We start from the raw sequence: 12,002 nt of genomic DNA on the forward strand, positions 1-12,002 counted from the left end.
AGGACGTTTTTCGTCCTGAACGACCCTTTCATGACATCCGGGGCACTTCTCAGCCGGCGAACTCGGGAAGCCGCTGGGCGACCTCCGCGGGCGAAGGCATCGCGGCGACCTCGTCGGCGAGCCGACGTGCAGCACCGCGGACGGCCTCGTCGGCGAGCAGCTTTCGCGCCTGCTCGAAAATGACGTCCTCGACGGCCTCGGCACCGATCAGCTGCGCGCCCACCCCGGCCGCGACGACGGCCTCGGCGTTCGTGAACTGGTCCGCCCCCTGCGGCAGTACCAGCTGCGGCAACCCGGCGCCGAAGGCACCCATCGTCGTCCCGCTGCCGCCGTGGTGGACCACGAGATCGACGTGCGGCAGGAGCTCGACCTGCGGCACCCAGCTCTCGACCCGGACATTGCCCGGGACTTCGCCCAGGCTCGCCGGATCCACCGTCGGGCCCGCCGCGACGATGACGTCCGCGTCGAGCCGCGCGAGGGCGCCGATGGCCCGCTTCAACACGTCTTCGTCACCGAAGGCGGTCCCGAGGGTGAGGTAGACGAGCGGACGGCTCTTGTCCCGGCCGACCACACCCGCCGGGAGGTCTCCCGGCTCGGCCCAGCCGACCGGACGTAGCGGGATCCGGGTCGCCGTGGCCAGGAAATCCGGCGCTTGCACCGATTCCGGACAGATGTCGACGACGGGATCGCCGAAGGACGGCAGCTTCAAGCCACCCAAACCGACTTCCGTGGCGAATTCCGCGACGCGGCCGTAGATGACATCCATGACGTCACCCGGCGAGAATCGGCCGAAACCGTGCCCGATCGCGGGAATCCCGGCGAGGTGGGCGGCGATGGCACCACCTGCGTTGCCGCTTTCGTAGACGACGAGATCCGGCCGGTGCCGTTCCAGCAGCGGTGTGAGATCGGCGACGAAACGCCGGGGCAGCACATTTCCGAACACTTCGCCGATGACGGGATTGAACGATTCGGGCGGGGCGTCGGAGGCGTTGGGTTTCGGAGCGTCGGGCCCGGCGATCGACTCGAACGCCTCCCGCATCCCGAATCCGGCGATTTCCACTGCCAGACCGGCCTTTTCGACCACCGCCAGCATGTCTTCGCCGGTGGCGAAGACGACCTCGTGCCCGGCGTCGCGAGCGGCGACGGCGAGCGGTAGTAGGGGATAGAGATGACCATGACTCACCAGAGAAGTGAAGATCAATCGCACCCTCTCCAACGTACCCGTAGGCTGACTCGGTGACGACTTCCTTGACCTCGGATCTCCGGGATCGGGCGTTCCGCTGGATCGCCGACGACCCGGACGACGATTCCCGCGTCGAGCTGCAGAACATCCTCGCCCGCGCGATGGGCGGCGAAGCCGGTGCGGCGGACGAACTCGCGGACCGCATGGCCGGACCGCTCGAATTCGGCACCGCCGGGCTGCGCGGCCCGGTGCGCGCGGGCCCCCATGGGATGAACGTCGCGGTCGTCACCCGGACGACGGCGGGTGTCGCGGCCTGGCTGACCGCACAAGGACATTCGGGCGGTGTCGTGGTGGTCGGCCGCGACGCGCGGCACGGTTCGGAGGCCTTCGCCAAGGCCGCCGCCGAGGTGCTGACGGCCGCCGGGTTCGCGGTGAAGACGCTGCCCGGCCCGCTGCCCACGCCGGTGCTCGCGTTCGCCGTACTGGAACTCGGCGCGGTGGCGGGTATCCAGATCACCGCGTCGCACAATCCCCCGGCCGACAACGGTTACAAGCTTTACGACGCGACGGGCGGCCAGATCGTCCCGCCTTCGGACGGCGAGATCGAGCGCGCCATCGAAGCCGCTCCCCCGGCGATCAGCGTGCCGCGCGAGCCCGGCGCCGAAGTGCTGGGCGACGAACTCCGCGACGCGTACCTCGCCAAGGTCGCGCTGCTGCCGCGCGGCCCGGAACGCGCGGTCAAGGTCGCCGCGACGGCGTTGCACGGCGTCGGCGCGGAGACCCTGCGCGCCGCGTTCGAGCGCGCCGGTTTCACCGAGCTGAGCCTGGTCGCCGAGCAATCCACGCCTGATCCCGACTTCCCGACGGTCGCCTTTCCGAATCCGGAGGAACCGGGCGCGACGGATCTCTTGCTGGCTCTGGCGTCCGAGGTCGGCGCCGACCTGGCGATCGCGCTCGACCCGGACGCCGACCGGTGCGCGCTGGGCGTGCGCGAGCGGGACGGTTCGTGGCGGATGCTGCGCGGGGACGAAACGGGCGTCCTGCTCGGCTGGCACGTTCTGTCCACTGTAGACAGTGTCGATCCGCTGGTGGCCACGACGATCGTCTCGTCGTCGATGCTCGGCGAAGTCGCGAAAGAATTCGGAGCGCGCTACGCGGAGACCTTGACCGGGTTCAAATGGCTGGTCCGTGCCGGCGAAGGGCTCGTGTTCGCTTACGAAGAGGCGCTCGGCCTCTGCGTGAACCCCGGTTTCGTGCGCGACAAGGACGGCATCTCCGCCGCCGTGCTCGCCGCGGGCCTGGCCGCCTCCCTGCGCGCGGCGGGCCGCGGACCGCTGGACGTCCTCGACGAACTGGCCGTGAAGCACGGCGTGCACGTGACGGATCAGGTCTCGCTGCGCGTCACCGATCTGTCGGTGCGGGAGCGCCTGATGGCGGGCCTGCGCGCCACACCCCCGGTGTCGTTGGGCGGCACCGACGTCACGATGGAGGACCTCCTGCCCGACGCCGACGTCCTCCGCCTGAGCGGCGAGGGGCTGCGTGTCGTCATCAGGCCGTCCGGGACCGAGCCGAAACTGAAGGCGTACCTGCAGATCAAGGAGCCGGTCACCGGCGATCTCGCCGAGGCGCGTGCCGCCGCGGACGCGCGGCTGGCGGCACTCCGGGCCGACATCGAGTCCCGGCTGGCCTGACATGCCGAAGCTGCTGATCGTCCACCACACGCCGTCGCCCTCGACGCAGGCGATGTTCGAAGCCGTGCTCTCCGGCGCGAACCATCCGGACATCGAGGGCGTCGACGTCGTGCGCCGCGCGGCGCTGGGCGCGACCGTGCCCGACGTCCTGGAGGCCGACGGCTACCTGCTCGGCACCCCGGCGAATCTCGGCTACATGTCCGGCGCGCTGAAGCACTTCTTCGACACCGTCTATTACCCGTGCCTGGATTCCACGCGGGGGCGTCCGTTCGGGTTCTTCGTGCACGGCAACAGCGACACGTCCGGCACCGTGCGCGGGATCGAGGCCATCACGACCGGCCTCGGCTGGGAAAGCGCGGCCTCGCCGGTGCTCGTCACCGGCGAACCGGGCAAAGCGGATCTCGAGGCCTGTTTCGAATTGGGCGGCACCCTGGCCGCCACGCTCATGCCCTGACCCCACACCAGCATTTCGTCCTCTGAATGCGGTCGTTCGCGATGCGGACTATCGCATTCAGAGGACGAAACGCGAGGGGTGAAAGTAAAGGGGCCTGTCACCGGAAGCCCTGGGGGTCGACCTCCGGCAACAGGCCTAGGCCAAGGGTTCGCCGTGATGGCGATCAACCTTGGCTGCCTCAGCGTACTACATCCGGCACGATCTTGTGCACCCACCGGAAAAAACGGCTCTCACTCCGGCGTCCGTACACCCCCAGGGCACGGATTCCGGAGTGAGAGACCGGACACGGCACGAAACCGCTTGACAACTGTAAACCACTGCATACATGCGCTGTCAACAGCTGCGGACAGGCTGTATCGCGTTACACTCCAACTACGGAACGGGACTACGGAACGGTTGGGGGGTCATGTCGCCGTATCAGACCTTCGCCCAGAAACTGACCGCGCTGATCGATTCGGTGCGCGCGGACGAAGGCGCCCCGCACAGCTATCGCGAGCTGTCCGCGGCGATCGACCGTGCCGGCGGGCCCACCATGTCGCCCGCGTACCTCCAGCAGCTCGCCACGGGCAAACGGGTCAATCCGAAGATCCACTACGTCGAAGCGCTGGCGAAACTGTTCGGGGTGCCGATCACGTACTTCTTCGACGAGCAGGAGCCCCAACCGGTCGGAGAGGCGACGCTCATGGCCATGCGCGCACAGGAACTGTCCCCGCAGGGCCGTCGTCAGGTGATGGACCTGCTGGAGCTCGTCGAACGCTACGAACGGGCCGAGCGCGAGCAGCCGGAAGAGAACCGATGAAGGAACGGGAACTCCGCAAACGCTGCCGCAAGATGCTGAACAAGCTCGACATCGAGCCGCCGCTCGACGTCGGCGTGCTCTGCGAACGGCTCGGCGAACAGCGCGGCAGGCCGATCCGCCTGATGCCGTATCCGCTGGAGGTCCCCGGCCCGTTCGGCTGCTGGATCGCCACCGGTTCGGCGGACTACATCTTCTTCCAGCAGGAGACCACGAAGTCCCACCAGGACCACATCATCCTGCACGAACTCGGGCATATGCTCGCCGATCACCATCCCGGCGGCGACGCCGAACCCGCCGACTTCCTGCGCGGCCCCGCCCCCGGCCTCGACGGCGACGCGGTACACCGCGCTTTACGCCGCACCTCCTACGATGAGGCGCACGAATGGGAAGCCGAGACCGTGGCGACCATCATCCTCGAATGGGCGTCGGTCTTGAACTACACGATTCCCCGTCGCGCCGACGACGATGACGTCCGCCGCGTCCAAGGCGCGCTGGGCGACCATCAAGGGTGGCTGTGACTCCACTGTTCTCCCCCATCAACGTCGTGGCGATGGTGCTGTTCGCGACCGCGCTCGCCTGGCGGATCTACCAGACCTACCGAGCACCCCGCCTGCTGCCGAACTGGGCGATCACGATCACGATCGTCTGCGTCGCGGGCTCCTTCCTCGCCCAGCAGAAGGTCATCGTCGGCTGGCTCGACGACCTGACCGGCAAGGGCACCGGCCGCCTGGTCAACAACGTCCTGCTCGCCATCGGCGTCTGCGCGCTGTTGATCGTGTTCCTCGGCTCCGCACTGGGCCCGCGCCGGCCGGGGCGCGTCCTGTTCGAACTGATCCCGTTGTCCGGCGCGATCGCGCTGATGCTGGTCGCCATGGCCGTCACGCCGCCGGAGGTGCGGGGGCTGGCGCTGAGCCCGAAGCTCGTGCACGTGCCCGGGGTGGCGCTGTTCTACCTCGGCGCCGGGATCTACCTGATCTACGGCCTCGCCGCCTGCGCCTGGTGGATCTTCCGGTACATCCGCACCGCGGACCGCCATCTGAAGATCGGGCTGAAACTCAGCGCCGCCGGGCTGATCTGCCTTTCCGTCGGCAGCGTCTTCCGCGCGCTCTACATCGTGATCGCGTGGGCGTTCGGGCCGTCGATCCCGATTCTGCTCACCGTCGCCGTCCCGCTGGTGCTCCTCGGGATCGTGCTCTTCCTCGCCGGGATCACCTATCCCGGCGCCCGCGCGCGGTTCGCCGCGCTGCGACGGCGCCGTCAGCACCGGCGGCATCACGACGAACTCACCCCGCTGTGGACCGCGCTGGCCGGGATCTACCCGAACATCGTGCTCCGGACCACCCCGCAGGGCGCGTGGGAGCGGTGGCGCCCGCGCACGGTCCACCGCCGGTACTACCGCCGGGTGATCGAGATCCGGGACGGGCTCGTGCAGCTGAGCCCCTATCTGGAAACCGATCTGACCGCACTCGCCGCGGACGATCCGCACGCGGCGGCGGAAGCCCTCAAGCGCGCGATCGCCCGGCAGACCGCGGGCGAGGAGACCGACGGGCGCGCGAAACTCGTGCTCCCCGGCGGCGCCTCCGACATCGAATCCGACGTGCGGCCGTTGCTCGCGCTCTCCGCCGCCGTTTCCAGGAGCGACGCATGACGAAACAGCTTTTGCTGACGGCGAGCCGGATCCTGCCGCGTCCGAGCACGCCGGTCGAAGACGGCGCCGTGCTCGTCGAGGGCGACCGCATCCTCGCGGCGGGCCCGCGCGCCGAGGTCGCGGCACAGGCGTCGCCGGAGGCCGAGAAACTCGACTTCCCCGGCGCGACCCTGTTGCCCGGCCTGTTCAACGCCCACGTGCACCTGGCGTTCGACGCCACCCGCGAGATGCTGCCGAACTTCCTGGCGAGCGACGACGAAGCCCTGCGCGCGGGCGCCAAAGAGCGCTTGGGGCAACTGCTGCGCAGCGGCGTCACGACGGTGCGGGATCTCGGCGATCGCGGCGCTTTGGGCGCGCGGGTCCGCGCGGAACTCGAAGGCACCGCCGCGCCGCGTCTGCTGACCGCCGGATCACCCCTGACCGTCCTCAATGGACACTGCCACTTCTTCGGCGGCGAGGTCGGCGACGACGACGCGATCCGGGCCCTGATCGACGCGAACGCGGCCGCCGGCGCGGACGTGATCAAGGTGATGGCCAGCGGCGGCCAGATCACCGAGGGCGGCGCGGACATGTGGGAGTCCCAGTTCGACGTCCGGGCGCTGCGCCTGATCGTCGAGCACGCGGGGCGCCACGGGCTCCCGGTCGCGGCGCACGCCCACGGAGCCGACGCGATCGAGGCGTCGGTCGAGGCGGGTGTGGCGACCATCGAGCACTGCACCTGGATGACCGGACCGCAGCGACAGGACCGACGCGAAGGCGTCGCCAAGCGGATGGCCGCCGAGGGCATCGCGGCCTGTTCGACCAGCAGCCGCAACTGGCGGATGCTCGCCGAGCGCATGGGCGAGGAGCTCGCGAAGACCGTCTACGGCAGGCTGTCCTGGCTGGAGGAACTGGGTGTCCCGCTCCTGGCGGGCACGGACGCCGGCTTGCCCGGTTCGGTCTTCGACGATCCCGTCGGCGCCCTCGAACTCTACGAATGGCTCGGTTTCGGCAGGCGCCGGATCCTGGAGATCGCGACCGAGGACTCCGCCGCCGGGCTCGGCCTCGGCGAGGTGACCGGACGGCTCGCCCCGGGGCTGAGTGCCGATGTCCTGGCGGTCGACGGCGATCCCCTCGCCAATCTTTCGGCCCTGCGAAACCTGCGTTTGGTGCTTTCGCGCGGCGTTCGGGCCTGATTCCCGGAAGTGGGACGCCGAGTTTGGTGACAGCGTTTTAAAACAGTGTTATCGTTGCCTCATGGAAGGACCGATCAAACTCTTCACCGTCATCGCCCTCGTTTCGCTGCCGACGGTGATGTACGGCGGCTACGCCCTGATGGGTGTCCTGCGCGACAAGAAGCTGACCGAACACCAGCGCGGGATGTTCCGCGCCGGCCACGCGCATGCCGGCGTCCTGCTGGTCCTCGCGCTGGTCGCGCTGCAGATCCTCGGCCGGACCGGGCTCCCGGACACCGCACGGTGGATCGTCTGCTTCCTGCTGCTGTTCGGTGTGCTCGCCCAGTCCGGCGGCTTCTTCCTGCACCTGGCACCGGGCAAGGGCAAGCTCGGCGGGCGGGTCACCAGCGCCGGGGCGGTCCTGCTCGGGGCGGCGATCCTGACCACCGCGTACGGCGTGGCCTTCCCCTGACAAAACCACTGGCAACGGCTCGTTAAGCTTGTTGACGTGCCTGAATACCTGCCGACAGCCCCCGCCAAGGGGACCCGCGACTTCCTGCCCGCCGAGATGTCCGTCCGGACGCAGGTGTTCGGCCATCTCTACGACGTGCTCGAACTGCGGGGTTTCCTCCGCTACGACGGGCCGATCCTCGAACCCGCCGAGATCTACGAGCGGAAGTCCGGGCAGGAGATCGCCGACCAGCAGCTGTACACGCTGACCACCAAGGGCGGCGAGCGGCTGGCGCTGCGCCCGGAGATGACGCCGTCGGTCGCCAGGATGATCGCGGGCAACGCCAAGTCGCTGCAGTTCCCGGTGCGCTGGTACAGCCACCCGAACTGCCACCGCTACGAGCGGCCGCAGCGCGGGCGGGTCCGTGAGCACTGGCAGATCAACGCGGACATCTTCGGTTCGGACAGCGCGAACTGCGAGATCGAGATCTTCGAGCTGGTCCACGACATGATGAGCGCGCTCGGGGCGACCCCGGACATGTTCCAGGTGCGGGCCAACGACCGGAACCTGCTCTCGTCGGCGCTCACCGACATCGTCGGCGTGACCACGGAGCAGTTGCCGCAGGTGTTCACCCTGGTGGACCGCTGGGAGAAGTCGGATCGTACGAAGCTGAGCGACACCGCGACCGAGATCGGGTTGACCGACAAGCAGTTCGAGAAGCTGACCGAGATCCTGTCCTCGGGCTCGGCCCTGCTCGACGAGCTGCCGGAGCAGGTCAAGGAGAACTCGAACCTGGTCAAGGTGCTCAACAGCGGCGCCGCGGATCTCATCACGTTCGATCCGATGATCGTGCGCGGGCTCGCGTACTACACGTCGACCGTGTTCGAGGTCTTCGACACTTCGCCGGAGAACCGTCGTGCCCTCTTCGGCGGCGGCCGGTACAGCGACCTGGCGTCGTTGTTCACGTCGCAGCAGATCCCCGGGATCGGCTTCGGCATGGGCGACGTCACGCTGATCGACTTCCTCGACACGCACGGCCTCACCCCGAAGCCGCGCAGCGAGGTCGACGTCGTCGTGATCCCGGTGACCGAAGAGCTCACCGACGCCTCGCGCGAGGTCGCGGGACGGCTCCGCAAGGCCGGTCTGCGCACGTCCACGCCGGTCGAGCTCCGCAAGCTGGGCAAGGAGCTCACCCGGGCGGACAAGGCCGGGGCGCGGGCCGTGGTGATCGTGGGCCAGGAGGACTGGGACGCCGGGAACGTGACGGTGCGCGGTCTCGCGACCCGCGAACAGCAGACCGTGGCGCTCGACGGTGTGGTCGAAGCGGTCAACTCCTCGCTCTGACAAACGAAAAAGCCGGCGCCCTTTCCGGGGGCGCCGGCTTTTTCGTGTTCAGCGGGACAGCAGGCGCATGGCCGCTTCGGGGTAGCGCTCCCCCGCGACCGCGTCGACGGGGACCGCCTCTTCGATCGCGGCGATGTCTTCGGCGGTCAGGTTCAGGCCGACGGACGCGACGTTCTCTTCGAGGTACTTGCGGCGCTTGGTGCCCGGGATCGGCACGACGTCGTCGCCCTGCGCCTGCACCCATGCGAGCGCGAGCTGTCCGGCGGTGACGCCCTTCTGCTCGGCCAGCGCGCGCAGCGCCTCGACGATCGCCAGGTTCCGCTCCAGGTTGCCTTCGGCGAACCGCGGCTGGGTCGTCTGACGGAAGTCACCGTCCGCGAAGTCCTCTTTGGACTTGAAGCGACCGGTGAGGAAACCGCGGCCCAGCGGGGAATACGGCACCAGCCCGATGCCGAGTTCGCGGCAGACCGGGACGACCTCGTTCTCGATGTCGCGCGACCACAGCGACCATTCCGTCTGCACGGCCGTCACCGGATGCACGGCGTGCGCCCGCCGGATCGTCTCCGGACCGGCCTCGGACAACCCGATGTGCCGGATCTTCCCCTGCTCGACCAGCGAGGACAGCGCACCCGCGGTCTCCTCGATCGGCACCTCCGGGTCGACGCGGTGCTGGTAGTAGAGGTCGATATGGTCGACGTCCAGCCGGCGCAGCGACGCCTCGACCTGTTGCCGCACATAGAATTCGTCGCCGCGGATGCCGCGCTTCGAGGGATCAGCTTCGTCGCGCACGATGCCGAACTTGGTCGCCAGCACGACCTGGTCGCGCTTGCCCGCGAGGGCGCGGCCGACCAGTTCCTCGTTGCGGCCGAAGCCGTACATGTCGGCGGTGTCGATCAGGGTGACGCCCAGCTCGATCGCGCGGTGGATCGTCGCGATGGATTCGGTGTCGTCGCCTTGGCCGTAGAACTCGCTCATGCCCATGCAGCCGAGCCCTTGCGCGCCGACTTCCAGCGTGCCGAGCCTGCGGGTGGGCAGGGTGGAACCCGTCATGATTTCTTCTCGCACTTCTCTCGGGTTATTTGCCGGCCGCGCGGGCGAGCCGCTCCGGGTAACGCTCACCGGCGATCGCCTCGAGGGGCGCGGCCTTTTCGATGGCTTCGATGTCCACTTCGGACAGTTCCAGCTCCGCGGCGGCGGTGTTCTCTTCGAGGTACTTGCGGCGCTTGGTACCCGGGATCGGCACGACGTCGTCGCCCTGCGCCTGCACCCAGGCGAGCGCGAGCTGTCCAGCGGTGACGCCCTTCTGCTCGGCCAGCGCGCGCAGCGCCTCGACGATGGCCATGTTGCGCTCGAAGTTGCCCTCGGCGAACCGGGGCAGCCCGCGGCGCATGTCGTCCTCCGGAAGGTCCTTCACCGACGTCACGCTGCCGGCGAGGAAACCGCGGCCGAGCGGCGAGAACGGCACGATGCCGACGCCCAGCTCACGCGCGGTCGAGAGGATCTCCCCCTCGATGCCGCGCGTCCACAGCGACCACTCGCTCTGCAGCGCGGTCACCGGGTGGACGGCGTGCGCGCGACGGATGGTCTCGGCACTGGCCTCGGAGATCCCGGCGAAACGGATCTTGCCTTCCTGGACCAGCTCCGCGAGCGCGCCCCAGGTCTCCTCGACCGGCGTGTCCGGGTCGACGCGGTGCTGGTAGTAGAGGTCGATGTGGTCGACGTTCAACCGGCGAAGGGACTCTTCGCAGCTCTGCTTGACGTACGCCGCGTCGCCGCGGGCGGACATCCCGCCGTCCTTGTCCCAGACGATGCCGAACTTGGTCGCCAGCACGACCTGGTCCCGTTTGCCCGCGATCGCGCGGCCGACCAGCTCCTCGTTCGCTCCCGCGCCGTAGACGTTCGCGGTGTCGAGCAGGGTCACGCCCAGTTCGAGGGCGCGGTGGACGGTGGCGATCGACTCCGTGTCGTCGTCGCGGACACCGTAGGCCTGGCTCATCCCCATGCAGCCGAGTCCCTGCGCCCCGACTTCCAGACCGCCGAGCCTCCTGGTGCTGATCACGCTGAAATTCCCTCCATGGTGGCTCCGGTGCCGAGCACCTTCCGCTCCACCTGGTCGTAGTGGTCGATCTTGTAGTCGAGGATGTCGAGGCAGGTCTGCAGCTCGGCGATCCGATCGGCGACCGACTTACGCTGGTCGACCAGGATCGCCTTGCGCCGCCCCGCGCTCGCCGCCCCGTGGTGACGCAGGGAGGCGTACTCCCGCATCCGCTTGATGGGCATGCCGGTCAGGCGCAGTTTGGTCAGGAACCCCAGCCACCCGAGGTCGTCGTCGGTGTAGGCGCGCCGCCCCGCGGCGTCCCGCGCCGGGGGCTCGACGAGTTTGATGCGCTCGTAGTACCGGAGAGTGTCGATGGACAGTCCGCTACGTCGCGCGGCTTCCGCTATCGAGTAGCTCATGTGAACGACACTACGACCTGGAGTGCGCTCCAGGTCAACTCCGAATCCGAGCGATTGATAACAGCGTTGCGTTACGCTGGGATCATGCCCCGCCCCAGGACGCACGACGAGAACCTCCGGCTGAAACTGCTGGACCGCGCCGGTGAGCTCATCTCGGCCGACGGACCGAAGGCGCTCAGCCTCCGCAAACTGGCCGCCGACGTCGGCACGTCCACCACCGCGGTCTACTCGCTCTTCGGCGGGAAGACGGATCTCGTCAGCGCGCTCTTCACCGAGGGGTTCCGCCGGTTCGGACGGCGGATGTCGGGGGTCACGCTGAGCGGTGACCCGGTCGAGGACCTGGTGCGGCTGGGCGTCGCGTACCGGGAAAGCGCGCTGGCCGACCCGCATCTCTACGCGATCATGTTCACGAAGTCGGTGCCGGGTTTCGAGCCGGCGGACGAAACGGCGGGCCAGGCGCGCGCCACGATGGCGCCGCTCGAGGAGACGATCCGCAAGGCCGTCGCCGACGGCGCCTTCCTCGACGTGCCGCCCGAGGTCATCGCCGTGAGCTGCTGGGGCATCGTGCACGGGCTCGTGTCGCTGGAGCTGAACGGGAACCTGCCCGACGAGTTCACCGTGAGCGCGGCTTACGAGGCCGCGCTGCGGGCGAACGCTTCGGGCTGGCTGCGTCGCGTTTAGCCCGCTAAACGCGATCTGCCACTTCGGGCGCCCGAGTACATGAAGGTCCCCATCCTTGCGCCTAGCTCCGTGAAGGCCCCCTTCATGTACTTCCCTGCCCCATAGCGCCTGACGGATCGCGTTTAGCGGGCTAAACGCGA

The 12,002-nt window shown here is 68.8% G+C and carries 13 protein-coding genes; 9 read left to right on the top strand and 4 right to left on the bottom strand.

Going from position 1 to position 12,002, the window contains the following annotated elements; genetic code table 11:
- Nucleotides 1-49 precede the first annotated feature (49 nt).
- Complete coding sequence (locus tag AJAP_RS34575) at nucleotides 50-1,207, bottom strand: glycosyltransferase (RefSeq protein ID WP_038524443.1); 1,158 nt, start codon at nucleotides 1,205-1,207, stop codon at nucleotides 50-52.
- A 29-nt stretch (nucleotides 1,208-1,236) separates the two neighbouring features.
- Between AJAP_RS34575 and AJAP_RS34580 the strand changes: the two genes are divergently transcribed.
- From AJAP_RS34580 to hisS, 8 genes are all read left to right on the top strand, one after another.
- Nucleotides 1,237-2,874 (top strand): phospho-sugar mutase, encoded by a 1,638-nt coding sequence (locus tag AJAP_RS34580; protein WP_038519347.1) that lies wholly within the window; start codon nucleotides 1,237-1,239, stop codon nucleotides 2,872-2,874.
- 1 nt (nucleotide 2,875) lies between these two features.
- Nucleotides 2,876-3,328, top strand: a complete 453-nt coding sequence (locus AJAP_RS34585; protein WP_038519348.1) for a flavodoxin family protein — start codon at nucleotides 2,876-2,878, stop codon at nucleotides 3,326-3,328.
- A 406-nt stretch (nucleotides 3,329-3,734) separates the two neighbouring features.
- Complete coding sequence (locus AJAP_RS34590) at nucleotides 3,735-4,127, top strand: helix-turn-helix domain-containing protein (RefSeq protein ID WP_038519350.1); 393 nt, start codon at nucleotides 3,735-3,737, stop codon at nucleotides 4,125-4,127.
- Entirely contained in the window at nucleotides 4,124-4,645 is a 522-nt protein-coding gene (locus tag AJAP_RS34595; protein ID WP_016331300.1) for a hypothetical protein, read from the top strand. Before AJAP_RS34590 ends, AJAP_RS34595 begins: the two co-directional genes overlap by 4 nt.
- The gene (locus tag AJAP_RS34600; RefSeq protein ID WP_038519351.1) at nucleotides 4,642-5,775 is read left to right on the top strand and encodes an MAB_1171c family putative transporter; all 1,134 of its coding nucleotides are present in this window, start codon (nucleotides 4,642-4,644) and stop codon (nucleotides 5,773-5,775) included. Before AJAP_RS34595 ends, AJAP_RS34600 begins: the two co-directional genes overlap by 4 nt.
- The gene (locus AJAP_RS34605; RefSeq protein ID WP_038519354.1) at nucleotides 5,772-6,950 is read left to right on the top strand and encodes an amidohydrolase family protein; all 1,179 of its coding nucleotides are present in this window, start codon (nucleotides 5,772-5,774) and stop codon (nucleotides 6,948-6,950) included. Before AJAP_RS34600 ends, AJAP_RS34605 begins: the two co-directional genes overlap by 4 nt.
- Before the next feature lie 61 nt (nucleotides 6,951-7,011).
- Nucleotides 7,012-7,401 carry a hypothetical protein gene (locus AJAP_RS34610; RefSeq protein ID WP_038519358.1) on the top strand — a complete coding sequence of 130 codons (390 nt, stop codon included), beginning with the start codon at nucleotides 7,012-7,014 and terminating at the stop codon, nucleotides 7,399-7,401.
- 36 nt (nucleotides 7,402-7,437) lie between these two features.
- The gene (gene hisS / locus AJAP_RS34615; RefSeq protein ID WP_038519361.1) at nucleotides 7,438-8,724 is read left to right on the top strand and encodes a histidine--tRNA ligase; all 1,287 of its coding nucleotides are present in this window, start codon (nucleotides 7,438-7,440) and stop codon (nucleotides 8,722-8,724) included.
- Nucleotides 8,725-8,772: 48 nt separating this feature from the next.
- On the opposite strand, the gene AJAP_RS34620 is transcribed toward hisS, so the two are convergent.
- The 3 genes from AJAP_RS34620 to AJAP_RS34630 are packed head-to-tail and all read right to left on the bottom strand — an operon-like array spanning nucleotide 8,773 to nucleotide 11,181.
- The gene (locus AJAP_RS34620) at nucleotides 8,773-9,774 is read right to left on the bottom strand and encodes an aldo/keto reductase (RefSeq protein ID WP_038519363.1); all 1,002 of its coding nucleotides are present in this window, start codon (nucleotides 9,772-9,774) and stop codon (nucleotides 8,773-8,775) included.
- Nucleotides 9,775-9,799: 25 nt separating this feature from the next.
- Nucleotides 9,800-10,783 carry an aldo/keto reductase gene (locus tag AJAP_RS34625; protein WP_038519366.1) on the bottom strand — a complete coding sequence of 328 codons (984 nt, stop codon included), beginning with the start codon at nucleotides 10,781-10,783 and terminating at the stop codon, nucleotides 9,800-9,802.
- On the bottom strand, nucleotides 10,780-11,181 hold the full coding sequence (locus AJAP_RS34630) for a MerR family transcriptional regulator (protein ID WP_038519368.1): 402 nt from the start codon (nucleotides 11,179-11,181) through the stop codon (nucleotides 10,780-10,782). Before AJAP_RS34630 ends, AJAP_RS34625 begins: the two co-directional genes overlap by 4 nt.
- A gap of 84 nt (nucleotides 11,182-11,265) precedes the next feature.
- Between AJAP_RS34630 and AJAP_RS34635 the strand changes: the two genes are divergently transcribed.
- Nucleotides 11,266-11,862 carry a TetR/AcrR family transcriptional regulator gene (locus AJAP_RS34635; protein ID WP_038519371.1) on the top strand — a complete coding sequence of 199 codons (597 nt, stop codon included), beginning with the start codon at nucleotides 11,266-11,268 and terminating at the stop codon, nucleotides 11,860-11,862.
- Nucleotides 11,863-12,002 lie beyond the last annotated feature (140 nt).

It is taken from the genome of Amycolatopsis japonica, from assembly GCF_000732925.1.
Lineage (GTDB): Bacteria > Actinomycetota > Actinomycetes > Mycobacteriales > Pseudonocardiaceae > Amycolatopsis > Amycolatopsis japonica.